At 58.8% G+C, this 18,497-nt stretch carries 15 protein-coding genes, 4 tRNA genes and 2 pseudogenes; 15 read left to right on the top strand and 6 right to left on the bottom strand.

What is annotated here, in order from left to right; translation table 11 throughout:
- The first annotated feature begins 188 nt into the window (after positions 1 to 188).
- Entirely contained in the window at positions 189 to 599 is a 411-nt protein-coding gene (locus BM026_RS08250) for a PA0061/PA0062 family lipoprotein (RefSeq protein WP_093528002.1), read from the top strand.
- Here the strand turns inward: BM026_RS08250 and BM026_RS29180 are convergent.
- Positions 596 to 757, bottom strand: coding sequence for a hypothetical protein (locus BM026_RS29180; protein WP_175507938.1), 162 nt, complete (start codon positions 755 to 757; stop codon positions 596 to 598). The two genes, BM026_RS08250 and BM026_RS29180, sit on opposite strands and share 4 nt — an antisense overlap.
- A 190-nt stretch (positions 758 to 947) precedes the next feature.
- Between BM026_RS29180 and BM026_RS08245 the strand changes: the two genes are divergently transcribed.
- On the top strand, positions 948 to 1,610 hold the full coding sequence (locus BM026_RS08245; protein WP_093124208.1) for a C39 family peptidase: 663 nt from the start codon (positions 948 to 950) through the stop codon (positions 1,608 to 1,610).
- 36 nt (positions 1,611 to 1,646) lie between these two features.
- On the opposite strand, the gene pbpG is transcribed toward BM026_RS08245, so the two are convergent.
- Both pbpG and folD read right to left on the bottom strand, forming a co-directional pair.
- The gene (gene pbpG / locus BM026_RS08240; protein WP_071492048.1) at positions 1,647 to 2,570 is read right to left on the bottom strand and encodes a D-alanyl-D-alanine endopeptidase; all 924 of its coding nucleotides are present in this window, start codon (positions 2,568 to 2,570) and stop codon (positions 1,647 to 1,649) included.
- Between the two features lie 208 nt (positions 2,571 to 2,778).
- Positions 2,779 to 3,633 (bottom strand): bifunctional methylenetetrahydrofolate dehydrogenase/methenyltetrahydrofolate cyclohydrolase FolD, encoded by an 855-nt coding sequence (gene folD, locus BM026_RS08235; protein ID WP_071492047.1) that lies wholly within the window; start codon positions 3,631 to 3,633, stop codon positions 2,779 to 2,781.
- A gap of 279 nt (positions 3,634 to 3,912) precedes the next feature.
- Here folD and BM026_RS08230 point away from each other — a divergent pair.
- From BM026_RS08230 to BM026_RS08185, 10 genes are all read left to right on the top strand, one after another.
- Positions 3,913 to 3,989: transfer RNA gene (locus tag BM026_RS08230), tRNA-Arg, on the top strand.
- A 32-nt stretch (positions 3,990 to 4,021) separates the two neighbouring features.
- A tRNA-His gene (locus BM026_RS08225) sits at positions 4,022 to 4,097 on the top strand.
- A 56-nt stretch (positions 4,098 to 4,153) separates the two neighbouring features.
- Positions 4,154 to 4,238 (top strand) — tRNA-Leu (locus tag BM026_RS08220).
- 77 nt (positions 4,239 to 4,315) lie between these two features.
- Positions 4,316 to 4,391: transfer RNA gene (locus BM026_RS08215), tRNA-His, on the top strand.
- Between the two features lie 400 nt (positions 4,392 to 4,791).
- Positions 4,792 to 6,102, top strand: coding sequence for a trigger factor (gene tig, locus BM026_RS08210; protein ID WP_093124173.1), 1,311 nt, complete (start codon positions 4,792 to 4,794; stop codon positions 6,100 to 6,102).
- A gap of 91 nt (positions 6,103 to 6,193) precedes the next feature.
- Positions 6,194 to 6,829 (top strand): ATP-dependent Clp endopeptidase proteolytic subunit ClpP, encoded by a 636-nt coding sequence (gene clpP / locus BM026_RS08205; RefSeq protein WP_092244767.1) that lies wholly within the window; start codon positions 6,194 to 6,196, stop codon positions 6,827 to 6,829.
- Positions 6,830 to 6,941: 112 nt separating this feature from the next.
- A complete protein-coding gene (gene clpX / locus BM026_RS08200) occupies positions 6,942 to 8,225 on the top strand; it encodes an ATP-dependent Clp protease ATP-binding subunit ClpX (protein ID WP_003238279.1) in 1,284 nt (427 codons plus the stop codon).
- A 173-nt stretch (positions 8,226 to 8,398) separates the two neighbouring features.
- Complete coding sequence (gene lon, locus BM026_RS08195; protein ID WP_071492029.1) at positions 8,399 to 10,795, top strand: endopeptidase La; 2,397 nt, start codon at positions 8,399 to 8,401, stop codon at positions 10,793 to 10,795.
- Positions 10,796 to 10,943: 148 nt separating this feature from the next.
- Positions 10,944 to 11,216 carry an HU family DNA-binding protein gene (locus BM026_RS08190; protein ID WP_003174819.1) on the top strand — a complete coding sequence of 91 codons (273 nt, stop codon included), beginning with the start codon at positions 10,944 to 10,946 and terminating at the stop codon, positions 11,214 to 11,216.
- A gap of 231 nt (positions 11,217 to 11,447) precedes the next feature.
- Positions 11,448 to 13,322 carry a SurA N-terminal domain-containing protein gene (locus BM026_RS08185; RefSeq protein ID WP_093527999.1) on the top strand — a complete coding sequence of 625 codons (1,875 nt, stop codon included), beginning with the start codon at positions 11,448 to 11,450 and terminating at the stop codon, positions 13,320 to 13,322.
- Between the two features lie 48 nt (positions 13,323 to 13,370).
- Here the strand turns inward: BM026_RS08185 and BM026_RS08180 are convergent, their stop codons facing one another.
- The gene (locus BM026_RS08180; RefSeq protein WP_093527996.1) at positions 13,371 to 13,808 is read right to left on the bottom strand and encodes a helix-turn-helix domain-containing protein; all 438 of its coding nucleotides are present in this window, start codon (positions 13,806 to 13,808) and stop codon (positions 13,371 to 13,373) included.
- 79 nt (positions 13,809 to 13,887) lie between these two features.
- On the opposite strand from BM026_RS08180, the gene BM026_RS08175 reads away from it, so the two are divergent.
- Positions 13,888 to 14,385, top strand: coding sequence for a DUF2938 domain-containing protein (locus tag BM026_RS08175; RefSeq protein ID WP_092244779.1), 498 nt, complete (start codon positions 13,888 to 13,890; stop codon positions 14,383 to 14,385).
- A gap of 4 nt (positions 14,386 to 14,389) precedes the next feature.
- On the opposite strand, the pseudogene BM026_RS08170 reads toward BM026_RS08175, so the two are convergent.
- Positions 14,390 to 14,626 (bottom strand): annotated as a pseudogene (locus BM026_RS08170) (MFS transporter); the annotation flags it as partial.
- Here BM026_RS08170 and BM026_RS08165 point away from each other — a divergent pair.
- Both BM026_RS08165 and BM026_RS08160 read left to right on the top strand, forming a co-directional pair.
- Positions 14,618 to 14,908: pseudogene (locus BM026_RS08165) on the top strand (LysR substrate-binding domain-containing protein); the annotation flags it as partial. The pseudogenes BM026_RS08170 and BM026_RS08165 overlap by 9 nt on opposite strands.
- 89 nt (positions 14,909 to 14,997) lie before the next feature.
- On the top strand, positions 14,998 to 15,771 hold the full coding sequence (locus BM026_RS08160) for a DUF2242 domain-containing protein (RefSeq protein ID WP_093124153.1): 774 nt from the start codon (positions 14,998 to 15,000) through the stop codon (positions 15,769 to 15,771).
- Between the two features lies 1 nt (position 15,772).
- On the opposite strand, the gene aceE is transcribed toward BM026_RS08160, so the two are convergent.
- A complete protein-coding gene (gene aceE, locus BM026_RS08155) occupies positions 15,773 to 18,433 on the bottom strand; it encodes a pyruvate dehydrogenase (acetyl-transferring), homodimeric type (RefSeq protein ID WP_093527993.1) in 2,661 nt (886 codons plus the stop codon).
- Positions 18,434 to 18,497: the final 64 nt, after the last annotated feature.

Here is an 18,497-nt window from a genome sequence, read left to right as displayed (position 1 = left end):
TCCGGAAGGAGCAGGATTGCAAACCCCGGCAGTCTCACGCGACCCACCTAACACGCACCTTTCAGCCAGGTGAAGGAACATTTAGGTTAGGGCTGAAGATCGTTTCATATGTATTCATTTGTTCTACAAAGGGCAGCTCCTCAAGCTTGCAACCCATCGGACACATTGTCTTTCTTTGGAGCCCTGCCATGTTACTCAAACCTTTATTGTTGATTCCTGCCCTTGGTGCTGTGCTGTTGTTGTCGGCATGTGCCGGCCCGATCCCCAAGGCTGACCCGAGCGAAGCGTGGATCGGTCTGAAAGAAGAAGCGCCGAATGACCTGATGGCCGAGCGGGTAGACGGCAAGCGCGTGGATGACGGACGCTTTTTTGAAGTGCCACCAGGCGATCATCGCCTGGATGTGACGCTGTTCGAGGAAGAACCCGGCGACGACAATCAGCAAGACTGCCAGGGGCGTGTCGAGTACAAGCATTTCAAGGCGGGTGAGCACTACACCCTGGTCGAATCCAGCCTGGGTACTACCGTGCGTGCGTCCTTGATGGACGGGCACGGCAAGGAAGTTGCGGCCACTCAGGACTTCAATTGCATGCCGGGCTAGGCGTGATGCACCGCGGCCTTGTGAGGCTTGACGGGTGCCGTCGGTTTGACGTGGGGGTGATGGTGCCGGCGGGTAATGCGCAACACCCCCCACAGCATGGCGCCGGCTACCGCCAGCCAACCGCAGATCAACAGGAAAATCGTCGTTGCAAGGCTCATTCGGGCCTCCTTTCGCCCCGCAGGGGGCACACACAGTCTTCTCAATGGACAGTCTAGCTACCCGGCGGTTGCCTGCTATTGACCAATGGTCGAGTGCGACCAACTTCTTTGCTATATCCACGCCCCCTGCACAATCGCGATTGGGCTATGATCAGGGCCCTTACTGGCAGTCGATCAAGAGAGTAGAAAATTGCGGTTACGGTCGAACCTGAAAACATCCTTGTTAATTGCTTGTGCCCTGGGCCTCGCGGCCTGTTCCTCCGCACCGTCGAGGCTGGCGGGCCTGCCGGAGCGAGTCGAACTCAATGGTGTGCCGACCTTTCGCAGCGAGGCTTATCAGAGCGGTCCTACATCGTTAGCCAGCATGCTGTCGCAACAAGGCATTGTCATGACACCGGGGTTGCTGGATAAGCCATTGCATCTGCCGGGCGGTGAAGCGGACCTTGAACGCAACATGCAGGTACTGGCGCGTGAGTACGGGCTGATGGTGTATCCGCTGGATGCGAAGCTGACGGCGGTGCTGGCACAGGTGGCGGCGGGTTATCCGGTGATGGCGCGGATTGGTGGCGGGTTGTGGTCCGACGCGCACTACGTGGTAGTGGTGGGGTTCAATCAGCAGAAAAGCACGGTGCTGCTGCGCTCAGGCATGGATCGGCGCCTGTTGATGAGCTTCGGCGACTTCGAGTCAAAATGGAAAAGTGCCGGGAACTGGGCAATCCTCACCCAGCGCCCGAGCCAACTGCCAGCCAACGTCGACGCGCAGCGCTGGCGGGATGCGGCTGGCGCGACGGCACAGGCCGGGCAGGAGCGGGCGGCGGCTCAGGCACTGAAGGTGTTGGCGGAAAGCAAATAAAAAACGGCGCTATCAAGCGCCGTTTCTTATGGTCGGTTATCGACGCGCTTCTGCAGCATTCGGCCGATTTTTCAGGTTCTTGTCGGCCTTGTAGCGCAACGCCACATCCGGCACCGACCCGCTCTTGCCGGTTTCAACCCAATTGCGGATACGGCTGGCATCGGCAAAGTGGGTGAATTTGCCGAAAGCGTCCAGGATCACCAATGACACCGGGCGGTTGCCCATGCTGGTCACCAGCACCAGGCAGTGGCCGGCCTGGTTGGTGAAGCCGGTCTTGGTCAGCTTGATGTCCCAATTGGCGCGGTTGATCAGGTGGTCGGTGTTGGAGAAGCCCAGGGTGTAGTTGGGCTTGCGGAACGACACGGTCTTTTCCTTGGTGGTGCTCAATTGGCTCAGCAAGGGGTAGTGACGCGCGGCGGCGAGCAGTTTGCTCAGGTCACGGGCGGTGGACACGTTGTGGATCGACAGGCCGGTGGGTTCCACATAGTGAGTGCTGGTCATGCCCAGCGCCTTGGCCTTGGCGTTCATCGCGGCAATAAACGCCGGGTAACCGCCTGGATAGTGGTGCGCCAGGCTGGCGGCGGCGCGGTTCTCCGAGGACATCAGGGCGATCAGCAGCATTTCTTTACGTGGCATCTCGCTGCCGATTTTCACCCGGGAAAACACGCCTTTCATTTCCGGCGTGTCCTTGATGTTGATATCGATGTATTCATCCATGTTCTGCTTGGCTTCCAGCACCACCAGGCCGGTCATCAACTTGCTCACCGAGGCGATCGGCACCACCACGTCGGGGTTGCTGGAATAGATGACCTTGTTGGTCTGCAGGTCCACCAGCATGGCGCTGCCGGAGGCGATTTGCAGTTTGGAGGTATCACGCGGGGCCTGGGTGGTTTCGGCGGCGTGAGCGAAAGTGCCTGTAAACGCAAAAAATAGGCTGACGATAGAGAGACGAATTTTCACGCGGATGAACTCGCTAAAAAAGTAAGGAAATACCGTTCGGGAACGGTTTTTGGATAAATGCCGTTACATTTTAGGAGTATGGATCAGAAACTGTCGAATGTTCTTCTGGAACCAGACGAAAGTGCTTAAAAACTAAGAAAAAACAGGATTTATTACGCGCAATAAAAAGCCCTGCGATAAAGCAGGGCTTTTTCAGTACACCCGGTTATTAAGCGTGCAGGGTCTCTGCGGCGTACAGGGTGTTTTCCAGCAGGCACGCGCGCGTCATCGGGCCGACACCGCCGGGTACCGGGGTGATCCAGCCGGCGCGGGGCAGGGCGGTCTCGTACACCACGTCGCCGACCAGCTTGCCGTCTTCCTGGCGGTTGATGCCCACGTCGATGACGATGGCGCCTTCCTTGATCCACTCACCCTTGACCAGGCCCGGCTTGCCGGCGGCAACCACCACAAGGTCGGCGCGGCCGACGTGGCCGGCGAGGTCCTTGGTGAAGCGGTGGGTAACGGTCACGGTGCAGCCGGCCAGCAGCAGTTCCATGGCCATCGGGCGACCGACGATGTTGGACGCGCCAACGACCACGGCGTCGAGGCCGTACAGGTCGACACCGGTGCTTTCCAGCAGGGTCATGATGCCCTTCGGCGTGCACGGGCGCAGCAGCGGGATACGCTGGGCCAGGCGGCCGACGTTATAAGGGTGGAAACCGTCGACGTCTTTGTCCGGACGAATTCGCTCCAGCAATTTGGAGGCGTCCAGGTGCTCGGGCAATGGCAGTTGAAGCAGGATGCCATCAATCTTCGGGTCGTCGTTGAGGCCGTCGATCAGGTCGGTAAGGGCCTGCTGGGTGGTCTCGGAAGGCAAGTCGTAGGCCTTGGAAATAAAGCCGACCTCTTCACAGTCTTTACGCTTGTGCGAGACATAAACCTGAGAGGCAGGATCGCTGCCGACCAGGATCACCGCGAGGCCAGGCGTGCGCAGGCCTTGCTGGCTGCGCTCGGTGACTCGTTTGGCGATCTGCTGGCGCAGGCTGGCGGCGATTGATTTGCCGTCGATAAGTTGTGCAGTCATTACGCGTGATTAACCATCGAGAGGGGGAAGAAAAGTGCGCGCATTCTCGCATGCCAAGGCGTTAGGGCAAAGGCGCTTGGTCTGCAAATTGCCCTAACCCCTTAAATAAAATGAATTTTTTTCAAAAAAGATTTGACGGGTTTGGAGGGCGTCTATACTATTCGTCGCACTTGTCGGGCACAGCCTAGCACTGGTTAAGAAGGCCGAGCAGAATAGCGTGTTGTTCTGCAAGGCTGGAAGCACTTAGTTTGTAATCCTCCAAGAGTACAGATTAATAAGGCGCCCGTAGCTCAGCTGGATAGAGCATCCGCCTTCTAAGCGGATGGTCGCAGGTTCGAGTCCTGCCGGGTGCGCCATTAGGCAGCTTTGGCACAAGTAGCGTCAGATGGTGGGCGTAGCTCAGTTGGTAGAGCACGGGATTGTGACTCCCGTTGTCGAGGGTTCGATCCCCTTCGTCCACCCCATATTTTGAAAGGCGCCAGATTAATCGTCTGGCGCCTTTGCTTTAAGAGCTTCAAGCGCGGATGTGGTGGAATTGGTAGACACACTGGATTTAGGTTCCAGCGCCGCGAGGCGTAAGAGTTCGAGTCTCTTCATCCGCACCAAATAAAGCCTGGCCTTGTTGAGAAACGGGGTAGGGCTAGACAAAGAAGTGGTTTGGTTTCTTTGTTAACGCAATATGGTGGGCGTAGCTCAGTTGGTAGAGCACGGGATTGTGACTCCCGTTGTCGAGGGTTCGATCCCCTTCGTCCACCCCATATTCGAAAGGCGCCAGATTTAACAGTCTGGCGCCTTTTTTGGTTTCAGTGGTTCGACTATTCGGCGGCAGCACGTAGTGGGCCGCAACGGCAGGGCGTTTCGTCGTATTTATGTATCTCGATGATGCTGCGCTGCCTGTCAGCCCTGTTTGAAGGGTTGGCCGTCAGGGAGATGGATGACGACTTCTTCTATATATAGAAGGGGCGGCGCAGAGCCCTGGCGTGATGGGCTGTATTTGTCACCGGGGCGAGGTGCATCAGTGCCTTCGTACCGATAAATTGCCGGCTGTTTTCGGGCGTATTTGCAGTAGGGTGACTTCTTGAGTTTGACCCACTAGAATGCATGCCCTTGATTGGGGTCGGAAATGGCCGGCTAACGTCTGTGCAACGAGGAATATCCATGCAAGTTTCTGTTGAAAATACTACTGCTATCGAGCGTCGCCTGAGCATCACCGTGCCGGCTGAGCGTCTCGAGACTGCGGTCAACAAGCGTCTGCAGCAGACTGCCCAGAAGGCCAAGATCGCTGGTTTCCGTCCAGGCAAAGTGCCAATGAGCGAAATCAAGCGCCGTTTTGGTGCCGATGCGCGCCAGGAAGCTGTGGGCGACGTGATCCAGGCTTCTTTCTACGAAGCGGTCGTTGAACACAAGCTGAACCCAGCGGGTTCGCCGTCGATCGAGCCTAAGTCCCTGGAAGCAGGCAAGGACCTGGAATACGTTGCCGTATTCGAAGTGTTCCCTGAGTTTGAAGTGGCCGGTTTCGACGGTATCGCCATCGAGCGCCTGAGCGCCGAAGTGGCTGACTCGGACCTGGACAACATGCTGGAAATCCTGCGCAAGCAGAACACCCGTTTCGAAGTGGCCGACCGTGCTGCCCAGAACGAAGACCAGCTGAACATCGATTTCGTTGGCAAGGTTGACGGCGAAGTGTTCGCTGGCGGCTCCGCCAAGGGCACTCAGCTGGTGCTGGGCTCCAACCGCATGATCCCGGGTTTCGAAGACGGCCTGGTTGGCGCTAAAGCCGGCGAAGAACGCGTTCTGAACCTGACCTTCCCTGCTGACTACCAGAACCTGGACCTGGCTGGCAAAGCCGCCGAGTTCACCGTGACCGTCAACAGCGTTTCCGAGCCTAAGCTGCCAGAGCTGAACGAAGAATTCTTCGCGCAATTCGGTATCAAGGAAACCGGTATCGAAGGTTTCCGCGCCGAAGTTCGCAAGAACATGGAGCGCGAGCTGCGCCAGGCCATCAAGTCCAAGGTCAAGAACCAGGTCATGGACGGCCTGCTGGCTGCCAACCCGATCGAAGTGCCCAAGGCCCTGCTGTCCAACGAAGTGGATCGCCTGCGCGTTCAAGCTGTCCAGCAGTTTGGTGGCAATATCAAGCCTGACCAGCTGCCGGCCGAGCTGTTCGAAGAGCAAGCCAAGCGTCGCGTTGTGCTGGGCCTGATCGTGGCTGAAGTGGTCAAGCAGTTCGACCTCAAGCCGGACGAAGACCGCGTTCGCGAAATGATCCAGGAAATGGCTTCGGCCTACCAGGAGCCTGAGCAGGTCGTGGCTTGGTACTACAAGAACGATCAGCAACTGAACGAAGTGCGTTCGGTTGTGCTGGAAGAACAAGTTGTGGATACTGTTCTGCAGAAGGCTAAGGTGACCGATAAAGCGGTCTCTTACGAAGAAGCAGTCAAACCGGCGGAAGCAGCACAAGCCGACTGATTGTCCAACTCGTTGGAAATTCAACCATAAGCCAGCCTCGCGCTGGCTTATGCGTTTTCAAGACATGACTATTTGGGAGTAACTGCAGAGCATGTTCCGTAATTCCTATATTCAGCAGAACTCTGATATCCAGGCCGCTGGCGGCCTGGTCCCGATGGTTGTCGAGCAGTCCGCTCGTGGCGAACGCGCCTACGACATCTACTCGCGCCTGCTCAAGGAGCGAGTGATCTTTCTGGTGGGCCCCGTAGAGGACTACATGGCCAACCTGATCTGTGCGCAGTTGCTGTTCCTTGAAGCGGAAAACCCGGACAAGGACATCCATCTCTACATCAACTCCCCAGGCGGTTCGGTAACGGCGGGCATGTCGATCTACGACACCATGCAGTTCATCAAGCCGAACGTGTCGACCACCTGCATCGGCCAGGCCTGCAGCATGGGCGCGTTCCTGCTGACTGCCGGTGCCGAGGGCAAGCGCTTCTGCCTGCCCAACTCGCGCGTGATGATTCACCAGCCACTGGGCGGTTTCCAGGGCCAGGCGTCGGACATCGAAATCCACGCCAAGGAAATCCTGTTTATCCGCGAGCGCCTCAACACGCTGATGGCCAAGCACAGCGGGCGCACCCTGGAAGAAATCGAGCGCGATACCAACCGCGACAACTTCATGAGTGCCGAAGCGGCGCAGGCATATGGCCTGATCGACGCAGTGATCACCCAGCGTCCCGCTTAATATACGCCGCTCAAAATAGGGCTGGTCGGCATGTCCGACCACTGGCGGGCTTGAAAAAGCCCGCATAAGCCTTCATCTTGTGTTGCAAGCCTATCGGATTTGGATCGAACGAATGACTGACACCCGCAACGGCGAGGACAACGGCAAGCTGCTCTATTGCTCCTTCTGTGGCAAAAGCCAGCATGAAGTACGCAAATTGATTGCCGGCCCCTCGGTGTTTATCTGCGACGAATGCGTCGACCTGTGCAATGACATCATCCGTGAGGAGGTGCAGGAAGCCCAGGCCGAGAGCAGCGCGCATAAATTGCCTTCGCCTAAAGAAATCAGCGGCATCCTTGACCAGTATGTGATTGGTCAAGAGCGTGCAAAGAAGGTTCTGGCCGTAGCGGTATACAACCACTACAAGCGCTTGAACCAGCGTGACAAGAAAGGCGACGAAGTTGAACTCGGCAAGAGCAATATCTTGCTGATCGGTCCTACAGGCTCGGGTAAAACCCTGCTTGCAGAAACCCTCGCTCGCCTGCTGAACGTTCCGTTCACCATCGCCGACGCCACCACCCTTACCGAGGCTGGCTACGTGGGTGAAGATGTCGAGAACATCATTCAGAAACTGCTGCAGAAGTGCGACTACGACGTAGAGAAGGCCCAGATGGGTATTGTCTACATCGACGAAATCGACAAGATCTCGCGCAAGTCGGACAACCCGTCGATCACCCGGGACGTTTCCGGTGAAGGCGTGCAGCAGGCACTGTTGAAACTGATCGAAGGCACGGTCGCTTCCGTACCGCCACAAGGCGGCCGCAAGCACCCGCAGCAGGAATTCCTTCAGGTTGATACGCGCAACATCCTGTTCATCTGTGGCGGTGCGTTCTCCGGCCTGGAAAAAGTCATCCAGCAGCGTTCCACCCGTGGTGGCATTGGTTTCAGTGCAGAAGTGCGCAGCAAGGAAGAAGGCAAGAAGGTGGGCGAGTCCCTGCGTGAAGTCGAACCTGACGATCTGGTCAAGTTCGGTCTGATCCCTGAATTCGTTGGTCGTCTGCCGGTCCTGGCCACGTTGGACGAGTTGGATGAGGCGGCTTTGATTCAGATCCTCACCGAGCCGAAGAACGCCCTGACCAAGCAATACGCCAAGTTGTTCGAGATGGAAGGTGTAGACCTCGAGTTCCGTACCGACGCACTCAAATCAGTGGCCAAGCGGGCACTGGAGCGCAAGACCGGTGCACGTGGCCTGCGTTCGATTCTCGAAGGCGTGTTGCTCGACACCATGTACGAAATCCCCTCGCAGTCCGAGGTGAGTAAAGTGGTGATCGATGAAAGCGTTATAGAAGGCAAGTCCAAGCCACTGTATATCTACGAAAACAGTGAGCCGACTGCCAAGGCTGCGCCAGACGCGTAAGCGTTTCGCACTGTCTGTATAAGCAAGGGGCCTCCAGGGGCCCCTTTGTTTTTACGGCGTTTTTTACGCAGGAGCGTTTACTGCGTTAACTGCTGGCAATAAGCTTGTTTTTTTTGCATGCAGACCCCATCTTGGTTTCAAGCTTACTTTTCAATTGTCATAGAGGCGAAATCATGAAGACAACCATCGAATTGCCTCTCCTGCCGTTGCGTGATGTCGTCGTCTATCCGCACATGGTTATCCCGCTGTTCGTGGGGCGCGAGAAGTCTATCGAAGCCCTCGAGGCCGCGATGACGGGCGACAAGCAAATCCTGCTGTTGGCCCAGAGAAATCCTGCCGATGATGATCCAGGCGAAGATGCCCTGTATCGCGTCGGTACCATTGCCACCGTGCTGCAACTGCTCAAGCTGCCCGATGGCACCGTCAAGGTGCTGGTGGAAGGCGAGCAGCGTGGTGCGGTGGAGCGCTTCATGGAAGTGGACGGCCACCTGCGCGCCGAAGTGGCGCTGATCGACGAAGTCGAGGCCCCCGAGCGCGAGTCCGAAGTGTTTGTACGCAGCCTGCTCTCGCAGTTCGAGCAGTATGTGCAGTTGGGCAAGAAGGTCCCGGCTGAAGTCCTGTCCTCCCTCAACAGCATCGATGAGCCGAGCCGCCTGGTCGACACCATGGCTGCGCACATGGCGCTGAAGATCGAGCAGAAGCAGGACATCCTCGAAATCATCGACTTGCCGGCACGTGTAGAACATGTATTGGCACTGCTGGATGCCGAAATCGACCTGTTGCAGGTTGAGAAGCGCATTCGTGGTCGCGTGAAGAAGCAAATGGAGCGCAGTCAGCGCGAGTACTACTTGAATGAGCAGATGAAGGCCATTCAGAAGGAACTCGGCGACAGCGAGGAAGGCCACAACGAAATCGAAGAGCTGAAAAAGCGCATCGATGCCGCCGGCCTGCCGAAAGACGCCCTGACCAAAGCCACCGCCGAGCTGAACAAGCTCAAGCAGATGTCGCCGATGTCGGCCGAAGCCACCGTGGTGCGGTCCTACATCGACTGGCTGGTGCAGGTGCCGTGGAAGGCTCAGACCAAGGTACGCCTGGACCTCGCTCGTGCCGAAGACATTCTCGACGCCGATCACTATGGCCTGGAAGAAGTCAAGGAACGCATCCTCGAATACCTCGCTGTGCAAAAACGCGTGAAGAAGATTCGTGGCCCGGTGTTGTGCCTGGTTGGTCCGCCGGGTGTGGGTAAAACCTCCCTGGCCGAGTCGATTGCCAACGCTACCAACCGTAAGTTCGTGCGCATGGCCCTTGGTGGTGTACGGGATGAAGCGGAAATCCGTGGTCATCGCCGCACATACATCGGTTCGATGCCAGGAAGATTGATTCAAAAGATGACAAAGGTGGGTGTGCGCAACCCGCTGTTCCTGCTCGATGAAATCGACAAAATGGGCAGTGACATGCGAGGCGATCCGGCATCGGCGTTGCTGGAAGTGCTCGACCCCGAGCAGAACCACAATTTCAACGACCATTACCTGGAAGTCGACTACGACCTCTCCGATGTGATGTTCCTGTGCACCTCCAACTCCATGAACATCCCGCCAGCGCTGCTGGACCGGATGGAGGTGATTCGTCTGCCGGGTTACACCGAAGACGAAAAGATCAACATCGCCGTCAAATACCTCGCGCCCAAGCAGACGTCGGCCAATGGCCTGAAGAAAGGCGAGATCGAATTCGAGGTCGAGGCGATCCGCGACATCGTGCGCTACTACACCCGCGAGGCCGGTGTACGGGGCCTTGAGCGCCAGATTGCGAAGATCTGCCGCAAGGCGGTCAAAGAGCACGCACTGGAAAAACGCTTCTCGGTGAAGGTCACGGCCGACTCCCTGGAGCACTTCCTGGGCGTGCGCAAATTCCGCTACGGCCTGGCCGAACAGCAGGATCAGGTCGGCCAGGTGACTGGCCTGGCGTGGACCCAGGTGGGCGGCGAGTTGCTGACCATCGAAGCCGCAGTGATTCCAGGCAAAGGCCAGTTGATCAAGACCGGATCCCTCGGTGACGTGATGGTCGAGTCCATAACTGCCGCGCAGACCGTGGTGCGCAGCCGCGCCAGGAGCCTGGGGATCCCCCTGGACTTCCACGAGAAGCACGACACGCACATCCACATGCCGGAAGGGGCGACCCCCAAGGACGGCCCTAGCGCTGGTGTAGGCATGTGCACGGCCCTGGTATCGGCGTTGACCGGCATTCCGGTACGCGCCGATGTCGCCATGACCGGTGAAATCACCCTGCGTGGCCAGGTATTGGCTATCGGTGGCCTGAAAGAGAAATTGCTGGCTGCACACCGGGGCGGTATCAAGACCGTGATCATTCCTGAAGAGAATGTTCGCGACTTGAAGGAAATTCCTGACAATATCAAGCAGGATCTTCAGATTAAACCGGTTAAATGGATTGACGAGGTCCTGCAAATTGCGCTGCAATACGCGCCGGAGCCCTTGCCGGATGTGGCTCCGGAGATAGTTGCCAAGGACGAAAAACGCGAGTCTGATTCCAAGGAAAGAATTAGCACGCATTAATGTGTTAAAGCCTGGGGGCTTCCTTGACAGCTTTTTAGAGCCCTTGTTATAAAGCGGCTCTTAAGTGTCTGTAGGCCATTCAGCACTGGTTTTTGCTTTCACCAAAAAACTTAGAATCATACTCAATAGATATATAAGGGGACTTAGAGTGAACAAGTCGGAACTGATTGATGCTATCGCTGCATCCGCTGATATCCCGAAAGCTGCTGCTGGCCGTGCGCTGGATGCAGTAATCGAATCCGTCACTGGCGCTCTGAAGGCCGGCGACTCCGTGGTACTGGTAGGCTTCGGTACTTTCTCTGTGACTGACCGCCCAGCTCGCACTGGCCGTAACCCACAGACTGGCAAAGCACTGCAAATCGCTGCCGCCAAGAAACCAGGTTTCAAAGCCGGTAAAGCCCTGAAAGAAGCCGTTAACTAAGCTTCGACCAAGCCTTTACCTACCCGGGTCGGACGCAGGTTCGACCTGGCAGCGGAGCGGCCAGCAGACCCAGGTATTCATCGGGTCGCCAAGCCGGGGGGAGAACGAAAACCCCCGTCCGCTCCGCCAGTTGCGAGAAGGCGCATCCTTGGATGCGCCTTTCTTATATCCGTACTCTACCCACGCTCCACGGTTGCCTATTCTTGAAGTTCAACCGTTTCTGGGGGACGCATGCTGCAAAATATCAGGGACAATTCACAAGGCTGGATTGCCAAGACCATTATCGGGATCATCGTCGCGTTGATGGCGTTCACCGGTATCGAGGCCATTTTCCAGGCTTCGGGTAACAACAAGCAGGACGTGGCCAAGGTCAACGGTGAAGAAATCACCCAGACCGAACTGAGCCAGGCCGTCGACATGCAACGCCGCCAGCTGATGCAACAGCTGGGCAAGGATTTCGATGCTTCGCTGCTGGACGAAAAACTCCTGCGCGAAGCGGCCCTCAAGGGCCTGATCGATCGCAAGCTGCTGCTGCAAGGCGCCGCCGACTCCAAGTTTGGCTTCTCCGAAGCTGCACTGGACCAGGTGATCCTGCAGACGCCGGAATTCCAGGTGGACGGCAAGTTCAGCCCTGACCGCTTTGACCAGGTCATTCGCCAACTGGGCTACACCCGTATGCAGTTCCGTCAGATGCTGACCCAGGAAATGCTGATCGGCCAGGTTCGCGCAGGCATCGCCGGCAGCGGTTTTGTGACCGACGCGGAAGTCCTGGCATTCGCCCGCCTGGAAAAGCAGACCCGCGATTTCGCCACCGTCAACATCAAGGCCAACCCTGCCGCGGTGAAACTCACCGACGACGAGGTCAAGGCTTACTACGACCAGCATGCCAAAGAGTTCATGACCCCTGATCAAGTGGTCATCGACTATCTGGAACTGAAGAAGTCTTCCTTCTTCGACCAGGTCACCGTGAAGGACGATGAGTTGCAGGCCGCCTATCAGAAAGAAATCGCCAACCTCGCTGAGCAGCGTCGTGCCGCGCACATTCTGATTGAAGTCAACGACAAGACCACCGACGCGCAAGCCAAGGCCAAGATCGAAGAAATCCAGGCACGCCTGGCCAAGGGTGAGAAGTTCGAAGCCCTGGCCAAGGAGTTCTCCCAGGATCCAGGCTCGGCCAGCAACGGCGGTGACCTGGGCTTTGCCGGCCCTGGCGTCTACGACCCGGACTTCGAAACCGCCTTGTACGCGTTGAACAAGGACCAGGTATCGGCACCGGTTCGCAGCAGCTTCGGTTGGCACCTGATCAAGCTGCTCGGCGTTGAAGCACCGCAAGTGCCGACCTTTGCCAGCCTGAAAGACAAGCTGACCAAAGAGCTCAAGACCCAGCAGGTCGAGCAGCGTTATGTCGAAGCGACCAAACAATTGGAAGATGCGGCATTCGAAGCCTCCGACCTGGCCCAGCCGGCGTCCGACCTGAAACTGACTGTACACACCTCCGCGCCGTTTGGCCGTGAAGGAGGCGAAGGTGTTGCGGCCAACCGGGCCGTGGTCACCGCTGCGTTCAGCCCGGAAGTGCTGGATGAGGGTGCCAACAGCAGCGCTATCGAGCTGGACCCGGAAACCATCATCGTGCTGCGTGCCAAAGAGCACCTGAAGCCTTCGCAACTGCCGCTGGAACGCGTCGCAGCGGCGATCCGCACCCAGATGGCCAAGGAACGCGCCAGCGCGGCTGCCAAGACTCACGCTGACGAGTTGATCGCCAGCCTGCGTGATGGCAAGACCCCGCTGAACCAGCCGGTCGACGGCCAGACCTGGAAGGTCACTGAAGCCGCTACCCGTAGCCAGGAAGCGATCGACCCTGCCGTGCTGCAAGCCCTGTTCCGCATGCCCAAGCCTGCGGCCAAGGACAAGCCGACCTTCACCACCGTGACCCTGGCGGATGGTAGCCTGGTCATCGTGCGCCTGAACGGCGTCAACGAAGCCGCTGCGCCAACGGACGAAGAAAAGGCACAATACCGCCGCTTCCTCGCCTCCCGTGTCGGTCAGCAGGACTTCGCGGCCTACCGCAAGCAGTTGGAAACCAAGGCTGACATCAAGAAGTTCTGATGTCGGTTTGACTCAAAAGCCCCCGGCCTGAAAAGACCGGGGGCTTTTTTATGGGCGCTGGAGTGGACTGCCCGATGGGGTATGCGCCGTTCTGCTCCTTTTCAGCGTGCCTGCCGCGACCTTGAGCAAGCGCTGGAAATTCGGGCATTGCCCATGGTCAGGTGCCGGGCAGTCCGCCGCATGCCGCAAGCCCTGACTCATCGCTTTCAGGCGCTTGATGGTCGCGTCGATGCTGTCGGCCTTGTCCAGCAACAGCTGTCTGTCCACCTGCAATACGCCCTCGAAGGGCAGCATGCTGCGGATTTCATCCAGCGACAGGCCGCCGGCTTGTCCGAGGGCGATCAGCGCCAATTGATCGAGCACGGCGGGCCTGAAGTGGCGCCGTTCCCCTGGGGCACTGGTCGCGGTGATCAACCCGGCCTTCTCGTAAAACCGCACGGTGGAGGAGGGCAGCCCCGTACGCCGGGCCACTTCCGAGATATCCATGATGCCTCCCTTGACTTGAAGTTGACTTCAACTTCTATCCTGCCTGTGAACGAGGGGCTCATCAATCGGAGGGCAGGTCATGTTGTCGATGGAAGAAGGTGTAAGGCTGGTATTGATCGGGATCGGGGCAACTGTCGTGATGGATGTGTGGTCGATGATCCTCAAAGGCTTGGGCATTACAACGCTCGATTACTCGATGGTGGGCCGCTGGGCCGGCCACCTGCGTCACGGCACGCTTGCCCATGCCAGTATCGGCAAGGCCTCGCCGGTACGCGGCGAATCGGCGCTGGGCTGGGCGATTCACTATGCCGTGGGTATCGCCTTTGCGGCGCTGTTGGTGAGCATCTACGGCGTGCAATGGCTGCATGATCCCCAATGGTTGCCTGCGTTGATGGTGGGCACGCTGACGGTGGTGATCCCTTACTTTGTGATGCAGCCCGCGATGGGCGCGGGTGTGGCGGCGTCTCGCACACCAACACCTTGGAGAAATCGCCTGCGCAGTGTGCTGTCCCATGGCGTGTTTGGTGCCGGTCTGTATCTTTCGGCCGTGGTGCTCAGCCATGTACGGTCTTATTGATTCTTCAGCTGCGGGCGCCTCTCGACGCCCCGGCCAATGCCCACAGCATCAGCAACACCACCGCCCAGGGAAATGCGGCGACGCCCCAGCCCTGGAGCAGTACCCCGCCCGCGAGGCCGCCGCCAGCGATGCCCAGGTTCCACACGGTCACCAGCATCGATTGCGCGGCGTCCGCCGACTCACCTGCCGATTTGGCCAGTGCGGTTTGCAGCAATGCGGGCAACCCGCCGAACGCCACGCCCCCGGCGCGTCGGAGCCGGTCCTGCGCACTCCGTTGGTCAGTACCACCATCGAGTCCCTCAAGCATGTGGTGCTCGACGGGTTGGGGATCGCCTGCCTGCCGGACTACATGGTCGAACAGGCCGTGCAGGAGGGGCGCCTGCAAAGGGTGCTGGATGATTTTCTGGAACACCGAGGCAGTTTCTGGATGTTATGGCCATCAAGTCGCCATGCTTCGGTCAAATTGCGCGTGTTTATTGATCATATGTGTGCAGGTCTTTTTCCTACGGGCGGCGTAAGGTAAGGCTGTGACGTTTTACCGACAGGAATGCGCGCGCCAAGGCCTCGTTCTGTTGCACAATACCGCCCGGACCGTTTTCCTCAGGATTTTCAATGTCGACATCATTTCACTTGCGTAGCCTCGGGCTGGCGCTGGTGCTGGCGGGCGCCGCGGGCTGCTCGTCACCCAAGACCGCCATTTATGAACATGAGAATTTCGACGACTCCGGTACGTTTTCCCGCGATTACCCGGTCACCGATGTGGCGGCGTGCGAAGCGGCGCGACGTGCCTTGCTGAGCCAGGGCTATATCATCACCAGCAGCGATCCGAAACTGGTGGTGGGTAACAAGAGCTTCCAGCAGACCGGCGAGACCCACTTGCAGATCAGCTTCAACGTGGTGTGTGCCGACGATGGCAAAGGTACCAATCACTCCACCATGTTCGCCAACGCCTTGCAGGACCGTTACGCGCTGAAGAAGGTCAACAACTCCGCGAGCCTGGGCGTGGGCGTGCTGGGTTCGGTGTCGATGCCGATCGGTTCCACCGATGACTCGATGGTGAAGGTGGCGAGCGAGACCGTTTCGGCACCGAAATTCTACGAGCGCTATTTTGCGCTGGTGGACGTGTTCTTGCCTCAGGAAGTAAAAAAGGCCGCGCATATCCCCGAGCAGCCGAAAGCCGAGCTGGGTGTGCCGGAACCTAAAACCGTACCGGCAGCAGAGAAAACCGAACCGCCGAAGGAGGAGCCTGCCGTTTCCCAGCCCGTCACGCCGCCTGCCGAGGCCGCGCCGATTGCGCCGCAGGCGGAACCCGCGCCGGCTACCAGTAACCCGGACCTGCCGGCACCGACAGAAGCGATTCCGCCCCTGCCGACACCGGCGCAGTAATTCAGACCGCCACGGGGTTGACCTTGTCGACGTTGATCCCGTAGCGGCTGATGGCTTCACTGACTTTTTCACGACCGATAACGCCATCATCCGCCAACGCCTTCAAGGCTGCCAGCGCGATGAAATAACGGTCCACTTCGAAGAACGCGCGCAGGGTGTCACGGGTATCCGATTGCCCGAAGCCGTCCGTGCCCAGTGCCACAAAGCGTCGGCCGTGGACAAAGGGGCGGATCTGATCGGCGAACAGCTTCATGTAGTCCGTCGCCACCACCACCGGCCCGTTCTGCCCGGCCAGGCATTGCTCCACATAACTTACCCGTGGCTCGCTCTGCGGGTGCAGCAGGTTCCAGCGTTCGGCTGCATGCCCGTCGCGGCGCAATTCGGTGAGGCTGGTGGCGCTCCACACAGTGCTGTGCACGCCGAAGTCCTGCTCAAGCAGCTCGGCCGCCGCGATCACTTCGCGCAGGATTGAGCCACTGCCCATCAGTTGCACCCGGGCCTGCTCGCTGGTCTTGAGCGGGTACATGCCCTTCAGAATCCCGTCTTCCACCCCTTCGGGCATCGCCGGGTGCGGGTAATTCTCGTTGAGCAGGGTGATGTAGTAGTAGATGTCCTCCTGTTCCACGTACATCCGCCGCATGCCTTCGCGAATGATCACCGCCAGCTCGTAGGCAAATGTCGGGTCGTAGGACACGCAGCACGGAATCACCGACGACAGGATATGGCTGTGTCCATCGTCATGCTGCAAGCCTTCGCCCATCAGCGTGGTGCGGCCGGCCGTGGCCCCCAGCAAAAAACCGCGTGCCCGTGCATCGCCGGCCGCCCAGGCCAGGTCGCCGACCCGCTGGAAGCCGAACATCGAATAGAAGATATAGAGCGGCACCGTCATCAAGCCGTGGTTGCTGTACGACGTACTGGCCGCGATCCACGAGGAAATGGCGCCCGACTCATTCAGGCCTTCCTGCAGGATCTGTCCGTCCTTGCTTTCCTTGTAGTAGCTCAGTTGCCCTGCGTCCTGCGGGGTGTAGAGCTGGCCTACGGTGGAGTGGATGCCAATCTGACGGAACAGGCTTTCCATGCCAAAGGTGCGCGACTCGTCCGGCACGATAGGCACGATCAGTTTGCCCAGGTGCGGGTCCTTGAGCAGGGTGCCGAGGATGCGCACAAAGGCCATGGTGGTGGAGATCGCCCGTTCGCCGGTGTCCTTGAGCTGGGTGGCAAAGGCGGCGAGTTCGGGGATCTGCAAGGGTTCGACCGCACTGTGGCGTGCCGGTACATAGCCGCCCAGGGCCTGGCGGTGCGCCGCGAAGTAACGGGCTTCTTCGCTGTCGGCGGCGGGCTTGAGGTAGGGAATGTCGGCGAGTTGCTCGTCCGCGACTTCCAGGCCAAAACGATCGCGGAAGGCTCTTACCGCGTCTGCGCCCATCTTCTTCAATTGATGGTTGATGTTCTGGCCTTCGCCGGCTTCACCCATGCCGAAACCCTTGACGGTTTTCGCCAGGATCACCGTAGGCTGGCCGCTATGGCGCACAGCGGCGGCGTAGGCGTTGTAGACCTTGTCCGGGTCATGCCCGCCCCGTGAGAGCTTCCAGATTTCGTCGTCGGACATGTCCGCAACCAATGCCAGCAACTCCGGGTATTTGCCGAAGAAATGTTCGCGCACATAAGCGCCGTTCTGCGACTTGTAGTTCTGATAGTCGCCGTCCACGCATTCCATCATGCGTTGGCGCAGCAGGCCGCTGTGGTCTTTGTCCAGCAGGGCGTCCCAACCACCGCCCCAGATCACTTTGATCACGTTCCAACCGGCGGCGCGATACAGGCTTTCGAACTCCTGGATCACCTTGGCATTACCGCGCACCGGGCCGTCCAGGCGTTGCAGGTTGCAATTGACCACAAAGATCAGGTTGTCGAGTTTCTCGCGCCCGGCCAGGGAGATGGCGGCCAGGGATTCCGGCTGGTCCATTTCGCCATCACCGAGGAAGGCCCAGACCTTGCGCCCCTGGTGGGGTTTGAGGTCGCGCAGTTCCAGGTAGCGCATGAAGCGCGCCTGGTAAGCGGCAGTGATCGGGCCAAGGCCCATGGACACGGTGGGGAATTGCCAGAAGTCCGGCATCAGCCGTGGGTGCGGGTAGGACGAAATACCCTCGCCACCGGCCTCACGGCGGAAGTTGTCGAGTTGCGCTTCGCTGATGCGGCCCTCCAGGTAGGCGCGGCCATAAATGCCGGGGGAGGAGTGGCCCTGGATGTACACCAGGTCGCCGTCAAAGTGCTCGGTACGGCCACGAAAGAAGTGGTCGAAGCCTACGTCGTAGAGCACGGCGGCTGACGCATAGGTTGCGATATGCCCACCCACCCCTGAGTGCTTGCCTGCACGCAACACCATTGCCATGGCATTCCAGCGGATAAACGCATTGATACGGCGTTCGATGGCCAGGTTGCCGGGGTAGGGCAACTGACGGTCCACCGGGAGGGTATTGACGTACGGCGTGGTCACCCGCCCGTAGAAGTCGCCATGCCGCGCCACGTCGAAATCCAGCAACTGATCGATCAGGTAGTGCGCGCGGGGCCGGCCTTCAGTGGACAACACCGATTCGATGGACTCCAGCCACTCGCGGGTTTCCTGTGGGTCGTCGTCGCGTCTGACAGCGTTGTTCGGGGTCATGTGAGGCTCCAGGGTAGGCAGGTTTGAAGTGGCGGGCTCCTTGTGGGAGTGCCGGTAAATATAA

It is taken from the genome of Pseudomonas sp. NFPP24, assembly GCF_900112095.1.
Lineage (GTDB): Bacteria > Pseudomonadota > Gammaproteobacteria > Pseudomonadales > Pseudomonadaceae > Aquipseudomonas > Aquipseudomonas extremorientalis.
Note: the sequence above shows the minus strand (reverse complement) of the source record. Positions and strands in the feature narration are given on the sequence as shown.